Below are 24,267 nucleotides of genomic sequence, written 5' to 3'. Positions count from 1 at the left end.
CAATAAACAACAAATACGTGCTATTACTATCCATATAAGAAAGGGGGTTCCCAAGATAAAGTAACAAAAGCGTAATAAATCGTTAAACACAGGTGCAATCGGCTTCGTGCTATAATTGGAATCCTTTTTATTTAATTCCTGTATTTGGGATGAATACATAGTAAATAATTCAGAAGTTGTCGCATTAAATGTTGTAGAAGGGCCGCTGGGCGTGGGATATGTCATAAGGGAAAATTAGGAGGTAGCAATAATCTTCAAACAGCGAACCTATTCATTTGAAGATTTTTTATACAAATATTATTGAAATCGTTTTCAATGTGAGAGATAATAAAGTGGAAATCAGGAGCTATTATATTATTTTTTTTACAAAAATAATTGAAATCGTTTTCAAAGAAGGAGGAATATATCCAACAAATGAAAAATAAAGTGACAATCAAGGACGTAGCGAAGTATGCAGGGGTTTCGCCTTCAACTGTTTCACGGGTCCTTAATAATTATCTCCATATTAAGCCAGACAAAAGACAAAAGGTAGAAGAAGCAATTAAGGAACTTAATTTTGAGCCTAATGAGATTGCCAGAAGTTTGATAACAAACAAATCAAAGACAATTGGCTTAGTAGTTGACGATATTTCAAATCCCTTTTTCTCAGAAACTTCCAAGGTAATCATATTGAAAGCTAGGCAATTAGGTTATGAAATTCTTATCTATGACACTAGTGGAGAAGAAGACTTAAAGAAAACGTTGAAGTTTTTATTGAGTAGAAATTTATCAGGTATCATTGTTGGTTCAGTGAGTAGGTACGATCAGAACTTTGAGGAATTAGTAGGTGAGAGTATTCCAGTAGTGTATTTTAATCGAAAACCAGAGAAATCAAATTTTTTCTCTGTCACGATGGATAATAAAAAAGGTTCTAAAATGACCATTAGTCACCTAATTCAAAAGGGTCATTCCAGGATAGCATTTATTGGAGGACCATTTGAATACTCTACTTATTACGATCGCTACTTAGGATATTATGAATCTATAAACGAATTCGGTCTAACCATCGATGAAGAATTGATCTTAAAAGGAAAACCCACAAATGATTATATCCAAAATTTTGTAACAAGAATTCTTAGTAAACCAGATAGACCGACAGCAATTGTTGCTTCAACGGATCAGATTGCTATTACAGTTTTAGATGCTATCGAAAAGAATAATTTCAGGGTTCCAAATGATGTTGCTGTAATAGGTTTCGATAATATCCAGGTTTCTAGTAATCCCTATATTGGATTAACAACAATCTCTCAGCAGAAAAGTAAAATGGCGGAATTAGCATTGAATACATTGATACTTTTGATTGAAAAGAATCTAAAAGAGACTCCTGAAGATGTGGTAATATCGCCCAAGTTGATCACTAGAAAAACAACCTAACAAACTGGTTTATTAGTTTTTGTGAAATGAGTAAACAAGAAAGAAAGGAAAGTGGAGAATGGAATTTCTTACAGAACTATTTGGATTAAATGGTAAAGTTGCCATTGTCACTGGTTCGAGTAGAGGTATAGGTAAAGAGGTAGCCATATCTTTAGCTAAAGCTGGAGCAGACATAGCTTTGATTGCTAGAAATGAAGAGGATTTAAATGAAGTTGCTCGTGAAATCGAGAAACATGGAAGAAAAGCACTCAGTGTTCCAATGGACTTACTAAATATTAATGAGATGGAAGATAAAATAAAAAAAATCCATACGCATTTCGGGAAAATCGATATATTAGTAAATAATGCTGGTATTAATATTCCTAAACCTGCTTTAGAAGTAACGGAGGAAGACTGGGATAAAGTATTAGACATTAATCTGAAAAGTGTTTTCTTTCTATGTAAAACAGTAGCTAAATATATGATTCCAAATAATGAGGGTAAAATCATCAATATGTCTTCGCAGATGGCCTTTGTCGGTTATTATAAACGAGCTGCTTATAGTTCCAGTAAAGGTGGATTATTACAACTTACTAAAAGTTTAGCAATCGAATGGTCAAAATATAATATCAATGTGAATTCGATTGCACCGACATTTATAGAGACTCCAATGACAAAACCGATGTTTGAAGACAAGGCGTTCCTAGAAGAAGTTTTAAACAGAATTCCACTGGGGAGATTAGGGAAAATAGAAGATTTATTCGGAGCTGTAATTTATCTATCTTCATCGTCTTCTGATATGGTAACAGGTCATACAGTAATGGTTGATGGTGGATGGACAGTTTGGTAATCCAAAATTAGATTAATAGGAGTGATGACAATGATAGGAGCATTAAATTATAAAACAGTAGCAAAAACTCACGATTTTAGAATGCCTGAAAATGTAAAAATTGGTCGCAATTCTTTTTTTTCGATTCATGAAGATATTAGAAATCTAAATCCTACCAAAATTATTTTTGTAAGTGATAAGGGTTTAAAGAATGCTGGAGTAGTTGAAGAGGTTATTAATGAGTTAAGTATTCATAATATCCCAATTGAAGAATTCACAAATATTGTTGGTGAACCAGATTTTGAAATTGTTCAAGAAGCCATTGATTTCATACAGAAACATCATGGTGATCTTGTGATTGGACTAGGTGGTGGCAGTGCATTAGATGTCGCCAAAGCCTCTGCAGCATTAGTTAATAAGGAGCCTATTATTGTTGAGAAGATCTTAGCTGGAGAAGCGGTTCCTGAAGCAAAAGGGGTAACCTGTATTTTAGTTCCTACGACTTCAGGTACAGGGTCAGAAGTTACCATGAATGCCATATTTGGGGACCATAAAAATGATGTAAAAAGGGGGATTGTAAGTCCATATTATTTGCCTGATATTGCAATTATAGACCCGGTACTAACTGTAAGTTGTCCGCCAATGGTAAGTGCTGCATCGGGAGTAGATGCCTTTACACATGCCATTGAATCTTATGTTTCTAAGAAAGCTACTCCTTTAACGAAAATGTATGCTGAAGCTGCGATGAAACGATTCTCCAAAAATATTTCTAAAGTTGTTTTTAATGGAAGTGACCTAGATGCAAGAGAGGAAATGAGTTGGGTTAGTTTCTTAGCGGGAGTATCGCTTGCTAATGCAGGGGTTGGTGCAGTTCATGCTTTGGCTTATCCACTTGGTGGAAAGTATAACATTGCTCATGGAGTAGCAAATGCATTGTTGCTACCTTATGTATTTAACGTAACAGGAAAAACATGTATCGATGAAATGGTACAAATTGCAGACTTCTTACATTTAGGAGACTTTAGAGATGAGCCACATCAAGCGCAAAATGCCGTTGTTGATTATCTGTACGGGTTATTAGAAGCTTTAAATCTACCAAAAAGCTTAAAAGAATTACATGTGGTTGAAGATGATCTTAGGAATCTAGCAATTGAAGCATCGAAAGTGAGTCGTTTACTGGACAATACACCGTTTAAATTAAACATGGAGTCTATTCATGAGATTTACCAAAATGCTTATGATGGAACATTAAACTAAGGGAGGATGAAATAGATGAAAAAAAAGCTATATATTGGTGGCAACTGGGTGGAGACAAGTGAATATTATGAGTTGCGCTCCCCTTATAGTCAAGAAGTTATCGCTGAAGTACCATTAGCAGACAAGACTCACGTGGAAGAGGCTATTCGTGCTGCGAGTGAAAATGTACATGTGATGAGAACTATGCCTGCCCATGAAAGAGCTGATATCCTATTACGAGTAGCCACTCTATTAGAAGAGAATCTTGAGGAAGCTGTTAGAATACTAGTGTTAGAAAATGCCAAGCCTATTAAAGCTGCAAGGGCAGAAATTGGTAGAACAGTACAGACATATCGATTTGCTTCAGAAGAGGCCAAGAGACTATATGGAGAAACTATTCCAATGGATGCGGCTATCGGTTCTGAAGAAAAATTTGGATTTACCGTTAGAGAACCATTAGGGGTTATTGCAGCAATTACGCCATTTAATTTTCCTTATAATTTAGCTGCACATAAACTTGGTCCTGCCATTGCAGCAGGGAATACAATTGTTTTAAAACCAGCTAGTCAAACACCATTAAGCTCTTTGTTTATTGCTGAGTTATTCGAAAAAGCTGGATTACCGAAGGGTGTACTTAATGTCATTACAGGTAGTGGGGCAGTTATAGGGGATTTACTAGTAACAGATGAAAGAGTTAAGATGGTAACCTTTACAGGTAGTTTAGAAGTCGGACAGAGAATTAAGAAATTAGCAGGATTAAAACGGGTTACATTAGAATTAGGTTCCAATTCACCCGTTATTATTGATAAAGTTCAAGATTTAGATAGAGCGGTCAACAAATGTGTTATGGGATCATTTGCTTATTCTGGACAAGTATGTATCTCTGTTCAACGAATTTATGTTCATGAAGATATATACGATGCCTTCTTAGAAAAGTTTACCCAAGTAGCACAAACATTGAAAATCGGAGATCCGTTAAATGAAGGCACAGATATTTCAGCTTTAATTCATCCAAATGAAATTACAAGAATACAGGAATGGATTGAAGAAGCAGAAAGTGAAGGAGCAACAAAGGTTTTGGGTGGCGATTTATTCAATGAAACTATACTCTCGCCTACTATTTTAACAAATGTACCCCATCATGTATCTTTATGTACATTAGAGGCATTTGCTCCAGTTGTGTTTGTTAATAAATTTAAAGATATTGATGAGGCGATTAAAGATGCAAACAACTCCCAATACGGGCTACAGGCTGGTATTTTTACAGATTCTATCCAAACGGCACTAAAAGCAGTAAAAGAAATTGAATCCGGTGGTATTAATGTAAATGATGTACCTACTTTTAGAGTGGATCATATGCCATATGGCGGTGTGAAAAATAGTGGTACAGGTAAAGAAGGTATAAAATATTCTACGGAAGAAATGACGGAGATAAAATTTATTTCATTCTCATCTTAAAAGTAAGAATAATAGACTGCTAAACAACCTTTTATTGGTGATAGAAATCTAAAAATTTAAAACATCAGTTGACTTAATAATTCATATGATGTATATTCTGGGTATCAAAATATTCCATTTAGGTAATATAATTTCAACATTTAATATTTACTAAATGCAGTATCACAAAGAAATGCCCTTTGGATTTACAAGTAATTATTGAAGTAATATAACTTCTGTACTCTGTTACTTATTTTTTTTACCAGGATTGAAATCGATTTCAAAGGGCGATTAGTTTAGAGGGTATATGCAGTAGGTAACCTTACTCTCTTTTTTTAACAAGACTTGAAAACGCTTACTATCTAAGGGGTTAGGAGGGAACTATGAAAAAAAAGGTTATTTTATATAGAGCAATAGCAGATGATCTTTTACAAATCTTAAAAGAACAATTTGAAGTGAAGTATCATTTGTTTGCTTCTGAAATGACCCCTGAGTTTTATAAGGATTTAGAAAGTGCAGAGGGGTTAATAGGTAACAAGTTAAGTATAGACCGTACTTTACTAAAAAAAGCACCGAATTTAAAAATAGTAACTAACATTTCGGCGGGGTATGACAATTTAGATTTAAATGCCCTTGCTGAACGTGGGATTATGGCAACAAATACACCTGATGTATTAACAGATACGGTTGCCGATACTATGTTTGGATTAATATTATCTACAGCTAGACGAATTCCTGAGCTACATAATTATGTAAGGTCTGGACAATGGAATGAGAAAAATATTGGTGAAGAATTATTTGGAGTAGATGTTCATCACAAAACCTTGGGGATTATTGGAATGGGAAGAATCGGGACAGCGGTAGCTGAAATTGCCCACTATGGATTTAAAATGGATATACTTTACAATAATCGTTCAAACAATGCTTTTGCTGATGAAAAACTACACGCAAAAAATGTATCACTAAATCATCTTCTTGGAGAATCTGATTTTGTACTAGTATTGGTACCACTATCTGATTCAACCTATAAACTTATTGGAGAGTCGGAATTTAACTTAATGAAAAAATCAGCAATATTTATCAATGGCTCCCGTGGTGAGGTAGTAGATGAACAAGCATTAATTTCTTCATTAAAAAACAAAGAAATTTTAGCGGCAGGGCTTGATGTCTATGAGAAAGAGCCAATTTCAAAAGACAGTCCCCTATTAAGTTTAGACAATGTTGTTACACTCCCTCACGTCGGCTCAGCAACTAGGGATACAAGATATCAAATGGCGAAGCTGGCAGTGAAAAATTTGATCATGGGGTTGAATGGGGAGGTTCCACCATCACTAATAAATCGTGAAGTACTTACACACCAAGGGAAATAAAATATATTTGGTGCTCATCTTCTATTGAGTATATTGAAAACGATTTCAATAAAATTGAGTTGATCCTACGTAACATTGGTGTGTATCGAAAATGGAAGTTTGTTGCTACATGAGAATTATTAATACTAAAGTGAAAGTAGGGATAATATTGTTTGAGTACGACATATTTGTCCAAGGGTTTCCTGGTAAGTCCCCAACCCATGGAGGACTTGGTTGGAGTTCGATAGCCCTGTTGTCCCAGAATGACCAAAATATCATTATTGATGTTGGTAGTTTTGGTGTCAGGAAACTTCTATTTCAAAAACTTCATGAAAAAGGATTAACGCCAAATGACATAACGATGGTTTTGTTGACCCATACTCATTGGGATCATAGTGTGAACTGGAATTTGTTCCCTAATGCCACTATTGTTGTGGGTGAAGTGGATATGAATTGGGCATTAAACGAACCAACCGGACATTCAGATGTGCCAGAACTATATATTAAGGAATTAGATCGTTCTCCGCAAAAAAGGTTAGTTGGCCATTTAGAAGAAATTGTTCCAGGAATTGTTGCTCATCAAACGAAGGGCCATACACCGGGGCATTTAGCTTACAGTGTAGACAATGGTGATTTCGATATAATTTTCAGTGGGGATGCAGCAAAAAATAGGGCAGAACTTTTATCCCGCAATGTAGATATGACATTAAGTCTATCAGATAGCCTGGATTCCATTGATTATTTATGGAATTTATGGAGAAAGAAGAAAGACAACATCATGGTACCTGGGCACGATATTCCTATGAAACTTGTTGATGGGAAGCCAGTATATCTTCAAAAAAGAGAAGCTGAATTGCAATGTTGGTTTTCTGATAATCTGGAAGATCTCACCGACGTCAAATTGGTAGATTAATAGACTTTAAATAAAAACCTAACCAAACACATTAATTACAGAAGAAAATGGAGTGTGAATTCAATTGAGTAACAGACAAAAGCAACGGGTTATCGTAACAGGTGGCTCAAAGGGACTTGGACGGGGTATTTCACTAGCTTTCGCTAAGTCAGGTGCCTCAGTAGTCATTGCTGATGTAGACTCGGATGCCGGTGAGAGATGCGCGAGAGAGATCAACGACTTAGGAGGAAATGCACTCTTCGTATATACCGATGTGTCGTCTATTGATGATGTGAAAAATCTATTTGAGCAATCTCATCAGTTCCATGGTGGCGTTGATGTACTAGTTAACAATGCGGGCATCGCCCACGGGCCTAATTCGGAACGACACTTTCTTAAAACGGACTATGTAATGTGGGATAACCTTATGAAAGTGCATCTCTATGGCCTTTACTACTGCAGTCAGGAGGCTGCCAAATCCATGGTTCGCCAAGGCGATGGAGGAGTAATTATTAATATGAGTTCAGGAGGGGCAACAAAAGCTCATCGAAACCGCGTAGCTTATGATGCAACAAAGGGTGCGATTGAGGCTGCTACTCGAGCAATGGCACTTGACCTTGCTCCACGAAAAATCCGTGTTAATGCTGTGATGCCAGGAGCTATGGAAGTTGAAAGCCGTACTTCTGTCGGGGAAGAAACATCTCCTGCAGATGTAATCCCACTAGGGAGGTTAGGGACCCCACAAGATGTAGGTCAAGCTGTTCATTTCTTGGCTTCACCAGAAGCTTCCTATATTACAGGGCATGTACTAGTTGTTGACGGGGGGCTTACCTCACAACTTCGACCACCAAAAATGGATGCGAATGTTGAAGTACACTTTGATGAGGTTGAACTATAGGCGCTTGAATAAATCCAATAAACTTGGATCCAAGGGACAGTAATACGATAAGACGCTAAGTTAACTTTTTTTAAAAAAATTATATGAAACTACTAATAAGGGGTGCAAGACATGTTAAATAAAAAAATACTATTTTTATTAATTTCAATACTTACTTTAGGAGTAATTCTTGCTGGTTGTGGAGACACAAAAGCTTCAAAGTCTTCTGACGGAGATAAAGTTATCGAATTCAATGCAGGTCATACGCTATCACCAGGTAGTGCTAGAGATGAAATATTACACAAATTTAAAGAGGCATTAGAAGAAAAATCTGACGGTAAAATGACAATCAATATTTTCCCTCAATCACAACTAGGTGGGGAAGTACAAATGCAAGAAGCTGCGCAATCCGGAAATCAGGACATTGTTTTTACATCATCATCAACTCTTGCAAATCTTGCACCGGAATTTGGAATTATTGATTTACCATTTCTATTTGACAGTTTGGATGAAGCAAATCAAGTATTAAGATCTGATGCGGGAACTCAACTGTTAGAATTGCTTCCTGAAAAAGGTCTAATTGGATTAGGATATTCCGAAACTGTAGATAGAAACGTCTTTGCAAATAAACCTATTCATACAGCAAAAGATTTAGCTGGGCTTAAGATTCGTATTATTGAGGCTCCGGGTTATGTTGAAACATATAAGGCAGTAAAGGCCCAGCCAACACCAATGGCTTACTCTGAATTGTATACTTCTTTACAGCAAGGAGTGATTGATGGAGGAGATACTTCTGCTGACCAATTTGTAATGGATAAGTTCATGGAAGTATCTGATTACTTCAGTCTAACTCAAATGAACTATATTGCTATTGTTGCTATCATGTCAAAAGATGTTTGGGATGGATTAACTCCCGAGCAACAAACTATCGTTCAGGAAGCTTTTAATGAAGCTTCAGATTTTGCACCGGAAGAATTTAAGAGACAGAGAGCACAATACTTAGAAGAAATGAAAGCAAAAGGTATAGAAGTTGTAGAGCCAGATTTAGATTCGTTAAAAGAAGCAACGAAAGGCGTACAATCGAAAATTATAGGAAGCATTCCGAATGGACAAAAATTGTTTGATACCTTCCAAAAGGAAAAGGAAAATTTAAAATAACCTACTAATAATTAATGGTAAGGTTGTAAAATTATGTGGAATCTCGGTTGGTATCGGGATTCCATATTGTTTCCATTAGTTATCTACTAAATAAATAAGACTATATTGTCTATAGCTCGGATTATATAGATTCATGAAAGTGATAACTTTTTGACGAAATATCAATGATTCAAATTGGGTTTTGAAAATTTGAATAAGGAGGTAAAAATATGTTTTTTTTAAAGTGGATAGACAGAATAAATAAGTTTTTTGAAGTGTTAGTAGCAATAGCATTTTTACTGATGACTGTTTTTATAGCTTTACAGGTAATAGTACGATTTGTTTTTACAAGTTTTGATCTTAATATTTCTGTACCTTGGACAGAAGAACTCTCAAGATACCTTATGATATGGGCTGTTTTTCTTGGAGGGGCTTTAGCCATGCGTAGAGATAGTATGATTCAAGTGGATCCTTTTGTAAATGCACTTCCTGGGGCTATAGGAAAAACAATAAAAGTTGTTTCCTTACTATTGACCGCTTCCTTCTTTATGTTTTTATTTATCTTAGGCTATCAATATGTCATACAAGGAATGGGGCAGATGTCTCCTGTTATGAGAATTCCTATGGCGGTAACCTATTTAGCAATTCCAGTCGGATCATTTGTAATGATACTGAATATAATTGCTTTATTCATTGAAGCCCATGTAACTAAAAAAGACATTCGCTATTTGTCTACTGTTGACGAAGAAAAATATTTAGATGATATAAAAGAAAATTAAGCGTTAGTAGGAGGCTTCAAAGATGATAGTATACTTATTTATTTTTATGGGTGTATTAATTTTAATTAGTGCCCCGATTGCTGTGGCTCTTGGATTTTCATCCTTGCTTGTTTTAGAAATAGGAGGAGTGCCTCTAGGAATCGTTGTCCAAAGAGCATTTTCAGGTATAAATAGCTTTTCTCTAATGGCCGTTCCATTCTTTATTTTAGCAGGAAATATTATGCAAGGAGGAGGTATAGCCAAGCGATTAATGAGTTTTGCTAATGTACTTGTTGGGTGGTTTAAGGGCGGGATCGCAGCTGCCACTGTATTAGGTACCATGTTTTTTTCTACCATGTCTGGATCATCAGCAGCTACTACAGCAGCAATTGGTTCGATAACTATACCTAATATGACCAAAAAAGGATACCCCAAACCATTTGCGGCTGCGGTAATAGCATCCTCGGGGGAACTTGGTGTTATTCTACCACCATCGCTTGCCCTGATTATGTATGGCCTAGCAGCTAACGTGTCCATTGGGGATTTGTTTTTAGCTGGAATTCTCCCTGGCATCTTTGTTGCTTTATCGATGCTAGCGACTGTCATTATTGTGGTTAAAAGAAAAGGATATGATGAAGGTGAAGGTATAGCCAAGGGACAATGGTTGAGACAAGCATGGCTTACCTTTAAGAGTGCGATATGGACTCTTATCATGCCTTTAATTATTCTTGGGGGAATTTATTCCGGTTATTTCACACCTACAGAGGCAGCAGTAGTGGCTGTTGTTTACGGTATTTTTATTGGTTTTGTCGTACACAAAGAGTTAACGTTCAAAAAATTAATGAATATTTTTGCTGAGTCCGCTATTACATCGGGAATTATATTATTAATTGTAGCGTTTTCTACCGTTTTTGGACATATTTTGACTATTAATCGCGTGCCCCATATGATAGCTGATTTTATGTTAAACATCACTGAGAGTGCTATTGTATTCCTGATTATTGTGAATATCATGATACTCATCACTGGTATGTTTATGGAAGCGCTTGCGGCTATTATTATTTTGGCTCCTATTTTAGTTCCAGTTGCTATGCAATTTGGGGTTGACCCGGTTCATTTCGGTATTATTATGACTGTGAACTTTGCTATTGGGATGATTACCCCTCCATTAGCAGTTAATCTGTTCGTTGCCTGTCAGATTGCTAGAATACGGTTAGCGGAAATCATACCGCCTGTATTGATCTTTTTATTTGTTTTACTTGTTGACCTTGTAATAATCACATACGTACCTGCTATGTCTACTTGGATTCCTTCACTTCAGTGATAACCATGCTTAATACATGATTGATATCGATAAGGAAGGAATATTCTCAAAGAAAACAAGTGGAGTAAAAGTATAGATTCTATGTTTTTCATTTTTTGGGAAATAAGTTTATCTACTTTTCTATTAAGTTATATAAGGAGAGAACAAATTGAAAATTGGTATTATCCATGCAACATGTAATGCGGTGCCACCATTAAATGATGCTTTTAAAGAACTGGCTCCTGATGTAACCGTTCTCAATTTTGTTGATGAACATCTTCAATACTATGCCAATCAAATCAAAGGTATTGATGATAAAATATTTCGAGATTTTGTCAATATGGCTACTACGGCACAAGAAGCAAATGTTGATGCCATTATTGTAGCATGTACTGTTTTAACACCTGTTGTTGATACTGTTAAGCCATTCATAAAGGTTCCGATATTAGCGGTGGATGGGCCTATGTTAGAAAAAGCTGTTAAAGACTATAAGAAGATAGGTGTTGTTGCAACGAATGCACCATCTGGTCCAGCTACAAAAGCCCAATTGGAAAAAATAGCCAAAGAATTCGGTAAGGAAATTGAGGTAGAGACAGAAATAAATACAGAGGCAATGACAAAACTGAAAGCTGGGAATGTAGAAGAACATAATCGTTTGAATGCTCTTGCAGCAGAGCAATTAAAAAATAGAGGCTGTGAGGTCATCGTTCTAGCGCAAATTACACAGGCATCTGCAAAAGAGCAAACAGAAAAAATAGGACTTCCTGTTTTAACTAGTCCGAACGAAGCCGTAAAAACAATCTTAGAGTTAACAACTATTTAATAGATGAAGTCGAAAAAATAATTTCATTATACTAACCCAAAAAACTAGTTCCATTTATGGAGATAACGAATACTTAAAATAATGTGTATCAGTGGTCAGGTGTATCTCGTAGATATACTTGACCCAAATAAGTACAAATTCATCAGATGAATTTGTAAGGTACCATATTATGGAGGAATTTAATGTCTAAGATTCAATACCACGAGCTTTTAGAAATAATGGAAAATAAGATTAAAAGTGAAGAATGGAAAATTGGCTCTAGGCTACCAACCATGAATGAATTAGCTGCAAAATACGATGTGGCAAATTGTAGAGGCAACACATAATGAATATGCCTTAATAGTATATGACAATTTACAAATAGAATTAAAAAGAATGCGTGCTTATACGAGACGCCCAGACATGATTGAAAAGGCAGTTCATTACCATGAAATGATAGCGAATGCAATTGCCAATAGAGATTCTCATAATGCAAAAATGCTAATGGAGTCTCATCTTCAAAATAATAGTGAACTAGCAATGTATGAATTGGCTGTATTGTCTACTAGTAAGCAAGATTGAAATATTACTGGATTAAAGCTATAGAGGTAATAACATAGTTAAATAGTGTACTAAAAAAATATATAAATGGTAATTAAAATAAAAAGATATGTCTAACAAGGAGAGATTGATAATGAAGGTAAGCTATATTGGATTAGGTGTAATGGGTGCAGGGATGGCATTAAATCTTGGGAATGGTGAAGCAGAAGGACTCTATGAGTTTCTTGCGTGTGATGCAAATGAAGCCTCTCTAGAACAGTTCAAAGAAAGAGGGCTGAAAACATCAACGAATATTGTAGATACAACAGACAGTGATTATATCTTCTTATGTCTACCAAACTTAGAAATCGTAAAATCGGTTGTTTTAGGAGAAAATGGACTACTTAACCATTTGAAGCCAGGTCAAACGATTGTTGACTTCAGTACGATTAGTTATTTAGGTGCGGTAGAAATTGCAGAAGCATGTAAGTCAGAGGGAATTGAATTCCTGGATTGCCCTATTTCTGGTCAACAAGCAAAAGCTTTAGATGGAACACTAAGCATTATGTGTGGTGGTAATGAAGAAGTATTCCATACGATAAAGCCTATGCTGGATCGAATGGGCACCCAAGTTCTTTATATGGGTGAAAATGGGGCTGGACAGTTAACGAAAATGATTAATAACTGTGCATTAAATATTTGTGTTGCAAGCTTTAGTGAACTATTACCAGTTGGTGTGAAACTTGGATTAGATGCAGAAAAATTAGGTGATGTATTAATGACAGCTACTGGATCAAGCTTTGCATCGAAAACATTAATTCCTAAAGTATTAGAAGGAAACTTTGAACATGGATTTTCACTAGGTAGAGCGTACAAAGATATGGAAAGTATGTATGAAGTATTAATTAAATCTGAGATTCCACTACCAACATTAAATGGAACCATGCAATCCTACCAATTAGCACTACAAAGTGGACATCGTGATGATTATAAGCAAGGAATGATCAAATTCTATGAAGACATGCTTGATGTTAAAGTTCGTAAAGAAGGATTTAAATAAACAAAACAAAAGTAATGGGCTGAGCAATATTCCCCATTACTTTTGTTGTTAATCAATTTTCAAAAAATAATGCGTTCTATAGGAATTAGTGAATTATGTCGTAAGGGGGAATAACTAGTGATTTTTGGTTGTATTGCAGACGATTTTACAGGTGGTAGTGACATAGCATCTTTTTTTGTTAAAGGCGGACTTCGAACGGTTTTATTCAATGGAGTGCCTAGTGACCAAACTATTCCAGAAGTAGATGTTTGTGTAATCGCCTTAAAAACCCGTACACAGGATACACAAGAAGCTGTAAAGGTTTCTCTGGATGCCATCAAATGGTTGAAAGAACAGGGGGCACAGCAGTTTTATGTAAAATATTGTTCGACGTTCGATTCCACTCCTGAGGGAAATATTGGACCAATTAGTGATGCAGTGATGGAAGAATTAGATGCGCCTTATACGATTCTTTGCCCAGCTCTTCCTGTGAATGGACGTACTGTAAAAAATGGCTGTTTATATGTCCACGGTGTTCCTTTACATGAAAGTTCGATGAAAGATCACCCGTTAACACCAATGTGGGATTATGATTTAGCACGTATAATGGAACCGCAAAGTAAGTTCACTAGCATGAAATTACCGAAAGGGCTAACAAAGGAAGAGGCAGAGGAATTTATCGTAAAGGTTCAACAAGAAAACGCTTCTTCTCCTTTTTATATCATTCCAGATTTTGAAAAGGAAGAAGATGCGGAACAAATCGTTCAGTTATTTGGCAATCTGATACTACTTACCGGAGGCAGTGGGTTGGCAGAACCCCTTGCTAAAATGTATCAACAAAATGTAGAAACGGATGAATTTGGACGTTCTAATTCGAAGGTTATACTCTTATCGGGGAGTTGTAGTGAAACAACCCGAAAACAGATTGAAGCCTATTCACAATCTGGAGGAGAAAGCTACTTCATTGATCCAATGAAATTGTTATCTGGTGAGGAGTCGGTTGAAAAGATTTGGAATGTCATTAAAAACACAGATGAATCAATCTTAGTCTATAGTAGTGATACACCAGAAAATGTGAAACTAATCCAAGAGCAAGGAAAAGAAGAGGTTGCTGAGTTGTTAGAAAAAACAACGGCAGAACTAGCTGCACTTGCTGCAGAAGCAGGTTATCATCGCATAATTGTTGCTGGTGGGGAAACAAGTGGCGCCGTAACAAAAAGACTAGGCTTTACCAGTTATCATATTGGAGAAAGTATTGCACCTGGAGTTCCTATTATGATTCCTACACAGGATACTAGCATCAGACTTGTATTAAAGAGTGGAAACTTTGGAGATACAGACTTTTTCTTACAGGCATTGTCAAGAACATAATAGAAAGTAGGGTTACATTGAATAAAACATTAGATGAAAAGTTTGATGATGCAATTTGGGTCGCCCACAGCCTCTTTAATCGTGGAAAGGCAAGTGGCAGTATTGCTAATCTAAGCTTCAAGCATGAGGATAAAATTTATATTACAGCTACTGGAACATGTTTCGGCACCCTGAAACGAGATGAGTTTGCTGTAATTGATTTGGAAGGCAATCCGTTTAATGAATTAAAACCTAGTAAAGAATTGCCGATGCATTTAGCAATATTTAAAGCAAAGCCTGATGTTGAAGCTGTCGTTCATGTACATAGTACGTACAGTGTACTTTGGAGTTTTGTTCCTGGTTTAGATGAGGAAGATTGTATTCCAGATCACACCCCATACTTGAAAATGAAGTTAGGCACAGTTGGACTTGTTCCTTATGAAAAACCAGGAAGTAAAGAATTATTTCATGAGTTTGACAAACGTGTAAACACAAGTGATGGGTGGCTCTTGGCACAACATGGTCCCGTTGCACCAGGTAAGAGTATCCTGGAAGCCTTTTTTGCATTAGAAGAATTGGAAGAGAGTGCACAGATAGCTTGGGAGTTACGAAATAGATTGTAATGAATTAGTTAAAAAGTTTACCAATAAATAATTGTTATTTTAGGAGGGAATTGAATGAGTAAGAAGATTGGCCTTGTGCATGCTACAATGAATTCCGTCGAACCAATATTACACGCATTTCGAACACTTCATCCAGAAGTAGATTTAATAAACGTGATGGATGAGGGACTAATTTGGGAATTAAATGAAACCAATCAAATAACACATAGTATGACTCGTAGATTAATAGATATTGCATCCAAAGCAGAGGAAGCAGGTGCGGATGCCATTTTACTGACATGCTCTTCCTTTTCTCCATACGTTCCTGGATTTAAGCATTTATTCAAAGTACCTATATTAAGTTCAGATGAAAGCATGTTAAATGAAGCAGTGAAATTCGGTGGGAAGATTGGTGTGATTGCAACTGTGGAAAAGGCAGGCCCAACTACGACGAATTTACTTTATGAAACTGCAAAAGAGCAAGGGAAAACAATAGAAGTGGAAACGGTTGTCATCAAAGAGGCTTTCCAAGCATTACAGAAAGGAAATCAAACGGAACATAATGAATTGATTCATGCAGAGATTAATAGGTTATCTAATTCTTGTGATGTTATTCTACTAGCCCAGTATTCTATGGCACGTGCACTTGATACATATGAAAGAGGAGAAATTCCAATTTTGACAGGTCCAGAAGTCAGTGCGAATGCAATAGTTGCGTTAGCGGGGGAATAGCATATAGAGTGCTTGGTACTTCCCTAATAAATAAAATTACTAAATAGAAATCCGGGTGAAGTGACCAGTGAAAAAAATTAACGGGTTCGGTTGATGGGGAGAAAACCGTCATTAACAAGTCAAATAACAAACATTTTCGCATAATGTTTTAGACACGAATTGACGATAGAAAAAGCAAGCAAAAACGCACAGTATGCGTGTTTTTGCTTGCTTTACTTTTTCAATAAGGTTTCGTATTAAGCTAGTGATACAGCTTCGAAACCGTTGATTTCCGTTCCAGGCGGACGCTTTCCGCGGGGCGCGGGTGAGCCTCCTCGTCGCTTCGCTCCTGCGGGGTCTCACCATTCGCGCTTAATCCCGCAGGAGTCGCCGCCTTCCACTCCAATCAACTTAAAGTGTGTTATTCCATTAAAGCGCCCGATTGCTTGAATTTCATTTCAATTAATTCTTGTCCAAACCATCTACCTCAATCAATTTAATATCTTTGATAAAATCATACTTTTGCTTATTAAAATCTGATTGATTTAGAGGACCCGTCACTTCCCAATTATCGACTTGGATTATCCAGAAATAATTCTTTCCATTATCAATTTGCTTCGCAACGATATATTCCTCATTCCAACCGACCTCTACGACTTCAGAAGGAACGATATTAGCCCCCCAATGACCCTCTTCAAATTTTGGAGCAATTGTTATATTATACGCCGATGTCCTAACAACAGACATACTACCTGGCAAATCTATATCATAGTCAGACGCTCCTGCGCATCCAGCTAAAAGTAATAAATTTGTAATTACTAAATATATAAATGTTTTTTTAATCATAACATCCTTGTCACCTCACGAATTTCATAATAGGCTCCGTTTGTTGAATAATCAATTTAACTGTAATCTATTTTACCATAAAAAACTCTTTTCCCTTCAGTAGTTTCAATACTTTGAAATTCGTTTTTATACGATTTCCCTTCAATAAATTAACAGGTGTTTTAACAGCGCAATTAGCACTGCAATCCCAATGCCACATAAATTTATGTGATGTTGTGAATTATTATGCTAAAAGCTGTACCAATTCATTCACATTACGTGTCATAAGGTTGATATAACAACGAAAACAGGGACACCAATTCATATGCGAATTGAGTCCCCAGTTGGTATGTTATTTAATGTTTTCTCCCCACGTTCCGAACCCGTTAGAAAAAAATATATGTCTCTTTATTTCTCATTATGATGGTTTGGGGCTTTAATGTGTCAGCTGACTGTTGGGTAAGCATACACCTGTAGGTAAAAGTTATACGTCATTCGAATTTACTTCATTAAGGCAATTAGGCTATATATCATCTTCTTTTGCTGTTAAGTCTATACTCAACAGTTTGGTCCTTCTGTTGTATGGCGGTTAGTCTACTTCAAACTAATACTTGCTGTCAGATGACACGAAGTACAGTAATGAACTCCAAACTTGGATTGTTTTTTTGATATAATAAAAGGAACAATGACTAAAAGGAGATTTTATAATTGAGTATCCAAATTAGACCCGCACAACCGACAGATGCGGATAAAGCCGTCCCGCTAATTATCGACGCAATTGGTGACATCGCCAATCGGCTAACAGGAGCAACCGAAGAAGAAATTGTCACAGAAAGATTGCGCGAGCTATTCATGCGAACCGACAACCGGCACTCCTATCTGTATACATATATTGCGGAGATAAACGACGACATGGTGGGCGTTATCGTCTTGTATCCAGGGGAAGATGCCCCTGACCTTGATCGTAATTTGACGAATTGGCTGATGGAAAAAGGTGTTCCAACTCCAGAAATCGATGCAGAATCATTATTAGGTGAATTGTATATCGACACAGTTTGTATCGATCCAACTTTCCGTGGCAAAGGAATCGGAACTCAATTATTCACTTTCGTAGAAGAGCTTGCAAAGCGAAAAGGGTACACACAATTAGCCTTAAATGTCGAAACTCAAAAAGATTCAGCAATCCGACTTTACAAACGACTCGGCTACGAAATTGTCTCTCCCTGGACAATCATCGGCGAACCATTCCATCATATGGTGAAACATATCTGATTTTAAGAGTCTGAGTGTCTTAGGTTCTCATTGATATAACATGAGGAAATTTATTTTTAGAAAGCTGTTTTCCGGACCTTATAACACGAATTTCAAAATGAAAGCAGTTTCCCTTTGACAGGAAACTGCTTATCCATTTCAATTCATCACTTTAGGCAAGTTGGCAAGTTGTATGCTAATTTCTTTTAGTTGATCATTGTCTATATCTGTAGGTAATTCTTCAATTGTCCAGTTTTTTGAGAGAAGCTGATTCAGCATTGTTAATTCTTTTTCTGTAACTGTTAAATGTTCCATGCCCTTATCTGTCGAAATGTAATCTTCTCCAGCCGTTTTTTTGAATTTCATTTCCAAAAGCGCTTGTAGCCCTCTTATGGTAATGAATTTCACTTTATATCCATCCGTAAGGATTGATTTGAATGCACTTTTATCTTGATTGTAAAGTACGATTAAATCATCGTAATTATAATTTGGGTTAATGGATTCCCAAGCCCTTTTATTCCCTTGCTCAAGTTGGGTCAACAATTCCTGAATTGAAATGCCATTGCTTCGGATTGTTTCAATCATATACGCTTCCATTAATGTAACTTTATTAATGCCCATCGTGAACCCTCCAAAGTTATAGTAATAACTGCGGGACCTAACACCGTATGGTTATCTTCGGAAAATAGAATCGCCAAGTTTAAGGACATTGGTTTGTCCTTCATCAGGTATTGTCAAAGCATAAGTAGTCTCATCCGAGATGAATGTGAAAGGATTGTCTTGTGATACCTCGGCTGTCCATGAGTTTTTTACATCCAATCCAGACAAAATAGAGGCATTGATCTGATTGGAATCTATTCGAATAGTAATTTGACCGTTTTGGTCAACTTCCGAAACATGTAATTTTACAGTAACATAATAACCATCGGCGGAGGTAGTCTTGTAAGTCCAACTTCCAGCAATATCATATGTACGTTTCCAATCATCCATCCTAACTTCTTCCGTCTGTTCCCATTTACTCGTATCTTTGTTAAATATGAAAGTATATTTAACTGTACCGCTTTCCTCTAACATCCTATTTTCGGCTTCTTTATAAATGAATATAGTATGAATTCCATTTTCAAGATCCAAATTTTCTTCAACCATTTCATTTTTCCAAGTTCTTACCTTTGGCGCACCTTCAACGTATACTTTCCCTGGAGGGTGTACAAGAGCTGAAGCGTTTATTCCTTCTTTTGGGGTGACACTACTATCATTGACTTTTAATAAGTCTGTCAATCTCCATTGTTTATCCTCATACAAAAATTCTCCCCGGTAAACGGAATCCATTCGCAAAGGAGGTCTATCTTGAAGATTTACACCAAAACTTAGTCCCTCGACTTGTTCATCAATCAGTACGCTCACTTCTACAGTATCGGAATTGCCATCTGTTTCTCGGTTAGTGAGTTCTTGGACAGTAATTTCTGTGTCTGCACCGAACTCTTGCTTGAGTCTTTCTTCGATTTGCAATTTTATGCTTTGTTCATCCTGAGGTTCGGGAGAACTTAGCGAGCAACCGGCCAGTAGAATGGTAAGAATGAAAACTGTGAACTTTACTACAGGATAATTACTCGTAATACTTTTTATCATATGGTTACCCCTCTCAAAATCAACCTTTATATCAATACTTGTTCTCAAATTTAACGGAATTCATCACTCAGTACTCTAGCCATAAATACAGAGAACTGAGCTCTGTTCAACTTACCGTTGGGATCGAAAGCTCCCTTGCCTACACCGACAGTTATTTTATTAGCTGCCAAAGCTTGAATGTGACTATAGGCAATGTGTTTTTTGGGCACGTCCGAAAATTCAATTCCCGAATGTCCTTTAAGTTTATACGCCTTTTGAAGCATCATTGCCATTTCGGAACGTAGCAAAGTTGCATCCGGATTGAATTTAGATCCGCCACTTACTATTCCTTCATCTACTAACGCTGCAACTTCCTTATAGGCCCTATGAGATTTCGGTAGATCGCTATATTTGGGATCGGGACGGTTTGAAACGTCTAACTTTAACGCTCTTACTAACATCATCGCAGCTTGGGCTTTTGTCACTTCTGCATCCGGCTTGAAATCCCCACCTTCGAATCCGTTAATTATTCCTAAGTTTGCAAGGAAACCAATTTCCTTTGCTGCCCAGAAATTAGTAGCAACGTCCTTGAATTCTTTATCCGGGTTAGCTGAGGATTCCGTATAGGCAAGAATATGCCTGGCTAAGATTTCGGATTGATCATTAAATAAGTAATTCGCTTGTTTAGCAAATAATGCTTGTTTGCTTGTTTTAGTAATCATACTTTTCGAATTGGATGTGCGGTAAAGATTGGGCATGATGTCCATGAGTATTAATTCTCTAACCCTGATAACTGAGGTGATAACACTTCCATATTCTTCAAAATTGTACTCTACGATAATTGTGGCTAACTCGTTTGCAAGCTCGTTAGAAAGTTCTTTGCTGGATATATAGGAGGAAAAGTATCCGCTAAATTCATTTTCAATCGATTTTATAAGGAGTGCCCTAGGAATTATGGAAAGATCGATCGGCTTCTTCTCTACAAAGATTTTTTTTAGATCCTCAGCAGTGCTAACTTGCGCAAAAAAGGTATCTACTGCATAGGTTAAAGATTTCAATTCGTCTTCTTCTTTAAGAAATAAAAAATAGTTACCCGTTTGCATATTTACAAATTGAGTACCTAACGCCTTAAACTCTGCATTCACTTTTACTAACATTGAGTCATCCGCGTTTTTCTTATAAAAATCTTTCAGATTATCAATGATTGAGTTATGACTTTTGGCCACGAAGGATAAATAGTCTTCGAATTGCTCTTTATTCTTTTTATTAACACAAGTACCTAATTCTTTTAAGTTACCAAATAGCTTTTCATTAGCATCAGCCAATTTAGCCTTTGTACCATTTCCCTGATCAAACATATTCATGACCGATTGTAGACTAATTGTTTTTGGCCACGTTAAGCCGCCACTTTCATCTAATTCCCCAAGCAATTCCGGTATTACTTTAGTCTGTAATCTTGTAATCTCATCTTTTAGCGCTTGATAAGAACATGTTGTCTCACTCTGGGCTTGTCCTTGTGCATGCACTTGAAAAGGTGAAAAAAGTGTTGAGGAAAATAGTAGGGCAAGAATGCAGCATATCAGCGCCTTTTTACACATCCAAATCTCTCCTTATTTACTGTATTTTTACTATTTTGGCTACACCTAATAGTAGGTAAAAAGTGGAATGTTGTCAAACTACCGACACATCGTTTGAGTACCTGTGCAATATTGAATTTCTTTTGTAAAGGTACCTGTGCGAGAATGAATTCAGTTAACTCACTACAATTGCATAAATATAAATGAGAATTGTATAGATTCAAGGTTTGTGTTGAAAAAATGTATATATATTCAAATTGTATGAATTGTCATGAATGTTTGCTGCACAGGTACCCTCAAAAAGAACCAGGCACCTTCAAGAAAAACATATTGACAACGCTTTCAATGGAGATTAAAGTTAGATTAGAAATAAGGAACACTGTTCCGTAATGCGGAACAGATAGAGAGGAGGAATAATACAGGTGGTTCAGTCCGTTGATCGTGCTTTACGCATACTTGAACTACTAAAGGAGAACCCGAGTGGCCAGGGAGTTACTGAAGTCGCGAATGCTTTGGAAGTCGCAAAAAGTACTGCCCATCGGCTTTTGCTTTCATTAGAAAGGCACGGGTATGTCCAGAAGGTAGGTAGAGAAAGTACTTATCGCTTGGGCTTGAAATTTATTGAAATGAATTATTTTGTTGTTAAGCATTTAAATATTGTTGAGATTGCTAAACCGATTATCGAAAAGCTTAGTAAGGATACTGGTGAGATTGTTCATCTGGTCATGCTTGATAACCAACAGGTTGTTTACATAGACAAAGTGGACAACCAATCATCTATTCGAATTTATTCACAAGTTGGCAGAAGGGCTCCATTGTATTGCACAGCAGTAGGTAAAAGTATTTTAGCTTATAGAAATGAAGAAGAGGTTCTTGAATATATTGATCAAGTTTCTTTCAAAAGGTTTACTGAACATACTTTTGTTAACGGTGAGGACCTAATTAAGGAACTTCATGCGATTAAAAAAAGAGGATTTTCCTATGATAATGAAGAGCATGAATTAGGAATCCGTTGCGTTGCGGCGCCTATCTTTGACTATACGGGTGAGGTTCAATACGCAATCAGCGTTACGGGTCCAGAAAATAGAATGACTGATGAAATATTGAAGAGCACAATTCCCAAACTGCTTGAAACCGTTGAAGAGATTTCTATCAAAATGGGTTTTCAAAAAAACATATAAATGAGGAGGATTTATTGTGAAGAAATTTAAGGGATTAAACGTATTGGCCATGTTAACTGTTCTCGTTTTAGTATTAGCTGCTTGTGGTTCAAAAGAGGGGGACAAAGGTGCTTCATCGTCCGCTGACTTTCCTAACAAGAAATTTGAGTTAATCGTTCCTTACTCCGCAGGTGGTGGTACGGATACAGTTGCCCGATCTTTTGCAGATTTAGCTAAAGATGATTTAGGCCAACCAATCGGAGTCGTTAACCGTGAAGGCGGTGGTGGAGCCGTAGGCATGCAAAATGGTGCAAATGCAAAGGCTGATGGTTATACTCTATCAATGGTAACAGTTGAATTACTAACATTACCGCATACAGGTTTAGCGCAATTTACATATGAAGATTTCAAATTGGTTTCCCTTTTGAATGAGGATCCAGCTGCTATTACAGTTCGCGCAGATGCTCCTTGGAATACAATTGAAGAATTTATTGAAGCCGCAAAAACAGAAAAATTAAAGGTTGGTAACTCGGGAACTGGCGCTATCTGGCACCTCGCTGCAGCTGCTTTTGAAAAAGAAACGGGTACTACGTTAAACCACGTGCCATTTGAGGGGGCTGCTCCAGCAGTAACTGCTCTTTTAGGTGGACATATTGATGCTGTATCAGTAAGTCCTGCTGAAGTTCAAACTCATGTAGAATCTGGCGATTTTAAGGTTCTTGCTGTAATGGCAGACGAGAGAGTAGAAAAGTTGTCTGACGTTCCAACTCTTAAAGAACAAGGTATTGATCTATCAATCGGTACATGGAGAGGTATAGCTGTACCGAAAGAGACTCCTGACGAAATCGTAAAAGTGTTGGAAGAAAAATTCGCTACAACGATTCAAAGTGAAGAATTCAAGGCTACCCTTGAGAAATTAAACTTAGGCCATCGTTATGAAAACGGAGAAGGTTTCTTGAATTTAGTTAAATCACAAGATGAATTGTTTACAGACCTGATTCCCGCAATCGGCTTGGGAAAATAATAAAATAAGTTGGTAAAAGGCTAACGATGTTTAGCCTTTTCCTACATTCATTTATAAGTTTAGTAAGCCCACGTGGGATGCTCTCACACCACAAACTTTATTATCGGAGGTGTCATCATGACGCTGGCGAATCGGATCATCGGTATTGGTTTACTTCTATTTTCCATTTACGTTTGGTTGTCCGCAAACGCATTCCCACCATCAAATTCAATCGGCCCCGGAGCTGACTTTTTCCCTAAGGTAACAGCGACTATTCTTGGCATTTTATCAGTTTTCTTAGCATTTAAAAAAGAAGAAGATGCTGAAGGTATTTTCACTTTACAACGTAGCAACGTTCCTAAATTTATCGGTGGGTTTATCTCATTAATTATTTACGTGATCTTAGTGCCTTTTCTCGGATTTTTCGTTTCAACGGTACTTGTAGCATTTGTATGGATGCTGTTAATGGGAATCCGTAAATGGGTTGTCCTAATTTCTGTATCAATAGTATTTAGTGTACTCGTTGTGATTCTTTTTGAATATGTCATGAATGTTCCAATTCCACACGGAGTTTTATATTAAAGGAGGT

General features: G+C 36.8%; 25 protein-coding genes. 21 read left to right on the top strand and 4 right to left on the bottom strand.

Features of this window, described 5'->3' with window-relative positions:
- Positions 1 to 414 precede the first annotated feature (414 nt).
- The 17 genes from ACFPZG_RS17700 to ACFPZG_RS17620 all read left to right on the top strand — a co-directional run bounded on the left by ACFPZG_RS17700 (position 415) and on the right by ACFPZG_RS17620 (position 16,275).
- Positions 415 to 1,413 (top strand): LacI family DNA-binding transcriptional regulator, encoded by a 999-nt coding sequence (locus tag ACFPZG_RS17700; RefSeq protein WP_283732908.1) that lies wholly within the window; start codon positions 415 to 417, stop codon positions 1,411 to 1,413.
- A gap of 58 nt (positions 1,414 to 1,471) precedes the next feature.
- A complete protein-coding gene (locus tag ACFPZG_RS17695) occupies positions 1,472 to 2,242 on the top strand; it encodes an SDR family NAD(P)-dependent oxidoreductase (RefSeq protein ID WP_283732907.1) in 771 nt (256 codons plus the stop codon).
- 30 nt (positions 2,243 to 2,272) lie between these two features.
- Positions 2,273 to 3,478, top strand: a complete 1,206-nt coding sequence (locus tag ACFPZG_RS17690) for an iron-containing alcohol dehydrogenase (protein WP_317940312.1) — start codon at positions 2,273 to 2,275, stop codon at positions 3,476 to 3,478.
- A 15-nt stretch (positions 3,479 to 3,493) separates the two neighbouring features.
- On the top strand, positions 3,494 to 4,915 hold the full coding sequence (locus ACFPZG_RS17685; RefSeq protein WP_317940311.1) for an aldehyde dehydrogenase family protein: 1,422 nt from the start codon (positions 3,494 to 3,496) through the stop codon (positions 4,913 to 4,915).
- Positions 4,916 to 5,277: 362 nt separating this feature from the next.
- Positions 5,278 to 6,264, top strand: coding sequence for a 2-hydroxyacid dehydrogenase (locus ACFPZG_RS17680; protein WP_317940310.1), 987 nt, complete (start codon positions 5,278 to 5,280; stop codon positions 6,262 to 6,264).
- Between the two features lie 109 nt (positions 6,265 to 6,373).
- Positions 6,374 to 7,156 (top strand): MBL fold metallo-hydrolase, encoded by a 783-nt coding sequence (locus tag ACFPZG_RS17675; RefSeq protein WP_317940309.1) that lies wholly within the window; start codon positions 6,374 to 6,376, stop codon positions 7,154 to 7,156.
- Positions 7,157 to 7,220: 64 nt separating this feature from the next.
- The gene (locus tag ACFPZG_RS17670; RefSeq protein WP_283732904.1) at positions 7,221 to 8,033 is read left to right on the top strand and encodes an SDR family NAD(P)-dependent oxidoreductase; all 813 of its coding nucleotides are present in this window, start codon (positions 7,221 to 7,223) and stop codon (positions 8,031 to 8,033) included.
- Between the two features lie 111 nt (positions 8,034 to 8,144).
- Positions 8,145 to 9,170: a TRAP transporter substrate-binding protein gene (locus tag ACFPZG_RS17665; RefSeq protein WP_283732903.1), complete on the top strand. Its 1,026-nt coding sequence runs from the start codon at positions 8,145 to 8,147 to the stop codon at positions 9,168 to 9,170.
- Between the two features lie 209 nt (positions 9,171 to 9,379).
- A complete protein-coding gene (locus ACFPZG_RS17660; protein ID WP_283732902.1) occupies positions 9,380 to 9,928 on the top strand; it encodes a TRAP transporter small permease in 549 nt (182 codons plus the stop codon).
- Between the two features lie 22 nt (positions 9,929 to 9,950).
- Complete coding sequence (locus ACFPZG_RS17655) at positions 9,951 to 11,231, top strand: TRAP transporter large permease (RefSeq protein ID WP_283732901.1); 1,281 nt, start codon at positions 9,951 to 9,953, stop codon at positions 11,229 to 11,231.
- Positions 11,232 to 11,379: 148 nt separating this feature from the next.
- Positions 11,380 to 12,033, top strand: a complete 654-nt coding sequence (locus ACFPZG_RS17650) for an aspartate/glutamate racemase family protein (RefSeq protein ID WP_283732900.1) — start codon at positions 11,380 to 11,382, stop codon at positions 12,031 to 12,033.
- Positions 12,034 to 12,215: 182 nt separating this feature from the next.
- Positions 12,216 to 12,359 carry a GntR family transcriptional regulator gene (locus tag ACFPZG_RS17645; protein ID WP_283732899.1) on the top strand — a complete coding sequence of 48 codons (144 nt, stop codon included), beginning with the start codon at positions 12,216 to 12,218 and terminating at the stop codon, positions 12,357 to 12,359.
- Positions 12,331 to 12,594 carry an FCD domain-containing protein gene (locus ACFPZG_RS17640; RefSeq protein WP_317940308.1) on the top strand — a complete coding sequence of 88 codons (264 nt, stop codon included), beginning with the start codon at positions 12,331 to 12,333 and terminating at the stop codon, positions 12,592 to 12,594. The genes ACFPZG_RS17645 and ACFPZG_RS17640 overlap by 29 nt, the downstream gene beginning before the upstream one ends.
- Before the next feature lie 112 nt (positions 12,595 to 12,706).
- Entirely contained in the window at positions 12,707 to 13,612 is a 906-nt protein-coding gene (locus ACFPZG_RS17635; RefSeq protein WP_317940307.1) for an NAD(P)-dependent oxidoreductase, read from the top strand.
- Positions 13,613 to 13,729: 117 nt separating this feature from the next.
- Positions 13,730 to 14,962, top strand: coding sequence for a 3-oxo-tetronate kinase (otnK, locus tag ACFPZG_RS17630; protein ID WP_283732896.1), 1,233 nt, complete (start codon positions 13,730 to 13,732; stop codon positions 14,960 to 14,962).
- Between the two features lie 17 nt (positions 14,963 to 14,979).
- The gene (locus ACFPZG_RS17625) at positions 14,980 to 15,564 is read left to right on the top strand and encodes a class II aldolase/adducin family protein (RefSeq protein ID WP_283732895.1); all 585 of its coding nucleotides are present in this window, start codon (positions 14,980 to 14,982) and stop codon (positions 15,562 to 15,564) included.
- Positions 15,565 to 15,618: 54 nt separating this feature from the next.
- A complete protein-coding gene (locus tag ACFPZG_RS17620) occupies positions 15,619 to 16,275 on the top strand; it encodes an aspartate/glutamate racemase family protein (RefSeq protein ID WP_317940306.1) in 657 nt (218 codons plus the stop codon).
- Between the two features lie 441 nt (positions 16,276 to 16,716).
- Here ACFPZG_RS17620 and ACFPZG_RS17615 read toward each other — a convergent pair whose 3' ends face one another.
- Positions 16,717 to 17,100: a DUF3997 domain-containing protein gene (locus ACFPZG_RS17615; RefSeq protein ID WP_317940305.1), complete on the bottom strand. Its 384-nt coding sequence runs from the start codon at positions 17,098 to 17,100 to the stop codon at positions 16,717 to 16,719.
- Positions 17,101 to 17,787: 687 nt separating this feature from the next.
- Here ACFPZG_RS17615 and ACFPZG_RS17610 point away from each other — a divergent pair.
- A complete protein-coding gene (locus tag ACFPZG_RS17610; protein WP_317940304.1) occupies positions 17,788 to 18,351 on the top strand; it encodes a GNAT family N-acetyltransferase in 564 nt (187 codons plus the stop codon).
- Positions 18,352 to 18,489: 138 nt separating this feature from the next.
- Here ACFPZG_RS17610 and ACFPZG_RS17605 read toward each other — a convergent pair whose 3' ends face one another.
- Genes ACFPZG_RS17605 through ACFPZG_RS17595 form a run of 3 tightly spaced genes read right to left on the bottom strand, consistent with a single transcriptional unit; the run spans position 18,490 to position 21,536 of the window.
- Entirely contained in the window at positions 18,490 to 18,951 is a 462-nt protein-coding gene (locus ACFPZG_RS17605) for a hypothetical protein (RefSeq protein WP_283732892.1), read from the bottom strand.
- Between the two features lie 51 nt (positions 18,952 to 19,002).
- Complete coding sequence (locus tag ACFPZG_RS17600; protein WP_317940303.1) at positions 19,003 to 19,959, bottom strand: hypothetical protein; 957 nt, start codon at positions 19,957 to 19,959, stop codon at positions 19,003 to 19,005.
- A 50-nt stretch (positions 19,960 to 20,009) separates the two neighbouring features.
- Complete coding sequence (locus ACFPZG_RS17595; RefSeq protein ID WP_317940302.1) at positions 20,010 to 21,536, bottom strand: S-layer homology domain-containing protein; 1,527 nt, start codon at positions 21,534 to 21,536, stop codon at positions 20,010 to 20,012.
- A gap of 401 nt (positions 21,537 to 21,937) precedes the next feature.
- Here ACFPZG_RS17595 and ACFPZG_RS17590 point away from each other — a divergent pair, with 401 nt between their 5' ends.
- The 3 genes from ACFPZG_RS17590 to ACFPZG_RS17580 all read left to right on the top strand — a co-directional run bounded on the left by ACFPZG_RS17590 (position 21,938) and on the right by ACFPZG_RS17580 (position 24,260).
- Entirely contained in the window at positions 21,938 to 22,696 is a 759-nt protein-coding gene (locus ACFPZG_RS17590) for an IclR family transcriptional regulator (RefSeq protein WP_283732888.1), read from the top strand.
- Positions 22,697 to 22,712: 16 nt separating this feature from the next.
- On the top strand, positions 22,713 to 23,699 hold the full coding sequence (locus ACFPZG_RS17585; RefSeq protein WP_283732887.1) for a tripartite tricarboxylate transporter substrate binding protein: 987 nt from the start codon (positions 22,713 to 22,715) through the stop codon (positions 23,697 to 23,699).
- Positions 23,700 to 23,816: 117 nt separating this feature from the next.
- Positions 23,817 to 24,260 (top strand): tripartite tricarboxylate transporter TctB family protein, encoded by a 444-nt coding sequence (locus ACFPZG_RS17580; protein ID WP_283732886.1) that lies wholly within the window; start codon positions 23,817 to 23,819, stop codon positions 24,258 to 24,260.
- The last annotated feature ends 7 nt before the right edge of the window (positions 24,261 to 24,267 follow it).

Source organism: Sporosarcina thermotolerans (assembly GCF_042658975.1).
GTDB lineage: Bacteria > Bacillota > Bacilli > Bacillales_A > Planococcaceae > Sporosarcina > Sporosarcina thermotolerans.
This window is presented reverse-complemented; position numbering and strand designations above follow the sequence as displayed.

Coding starts and splice junctions, on each gene's coding strand:
- ACFPZG_RS17700 (WP_283732908.1), top strand. CDS start 415: ATGAAAAATAAAGTGACAATCAAGGACGTAGCGAAGTATGCAGGGGTT.
- ACFPZG_RS17695 (WP_283732907.1), top strand. CDS start 1,472: ATGGAATTTCTTACAGAACTATTTGGATTAAATGGTAAAGTTGCCATT.
- ACFPZG_RS17690 (WP_317940312.1), top strand. CDS start 2,273: ATGATAGGAGCATTAAATTATAAAACAGTAGCAAAAACTCACGATTTT.
- ACFPZG_RS17685 (WP_317940311.1), top strand. CDS start 3,494: ATGAAAAAAAAGCTATATATTGGTGGCAACTGGGTGGAGACAAGTGAA.
- ACFPZG_RS17680 (WP_317940310.1), top strand. CDS start 5,278: ATGAAAAAAAAGGTTATTTTATATAGAGCAATAGCAGATGATCTTTTA.
- ACFPZG_RS17675 (WP_317940309.1), top strand. CDS start 6,374: ATGAGAATTATTAATACTAAAGTGAAAGTAGGGATAATATTGTTTGAG.
- ACFPZG_RS17665 (WP_283732903.1), top strand. CDS start 8,145: ATGTTAAATAAAAAAATACTATTTTTATTAATTTCAATACTTACTTTA.
- ACFPZG_RS17660 (WP_283732902.1), top strand. CDS start 9,380: ATGTTTTTTTTAAAGTGGATAGACAGAATAAATAAGTTTTTTGAAGTG.
- ACFPZG_RS17655 (WP_283732901.1), top strand. CDS start 9,951: ATGATAGTATACTTATTTATTTTTATGGGTGTATTAATTTTAATTAGT.
- ACFPZG_RS17645 (WP_283732899.1), top strand. CDS start 12,216: ATGTCTAAGATTCAATACCACGAGCTTTTAGAAATAATGGAAAATAAG.
- ACFPZG_RS17640 (WP_317940308.1), top strand. CDS start 12,331: ATGTGGCAAATTGTAGAGGCAACACATAATGAATATGCCTTAATAGTA.
- ACFPZG_RS17635 (WP_317940307.1), top strand. CDS start 12,707: ATGAAGGTAAGCTATATTGGATTAGGTGTAATGGGTGCAGGGATGGCA.
- ACFPZG_RS17620 (WP_317940306.1), top strand. CDS start 15,619: ATGAGTAAGAAGATTGGCCTTGTGCATGCTACAATGAATTCCGTCGAA.
- ACFPZG_RS17615 (WP_317940305.1), bottom strand. CDS start 17,100: ATGATTAAAAAAACATTTATATATTTAGTAATTACAAATTTATTACTT.
- ACFPZG_RS17605 (WP_283732892.1), bottom strand. CDS start 18,951: ATGGGCATTAATAAAGTTACATTAATGGAAGCGTATATGATTGAAACA.
- ACFPZG_RS17600 (WP_317940303.1), bottom strand. CDS start 19,959: ATGATAAAAAGTATTACGAGTAATTATCCTGTAGTAAAGTTCACAGTT.
- ACFPZG_RS17595 (WP_317940302.1), bottom strand. CDS start 21,536: ATGTGTAAAAAGGCGCTGATATGCTGCATTCTTGCCCTACTATTTTCC.
- ACFPZG_RS17580 (WP_283732886.1), top strand. CDS start 23,817: ATGACGCTGGCGAATCGGATCATCGGTATTGGTTTACTTCTATTTTCC.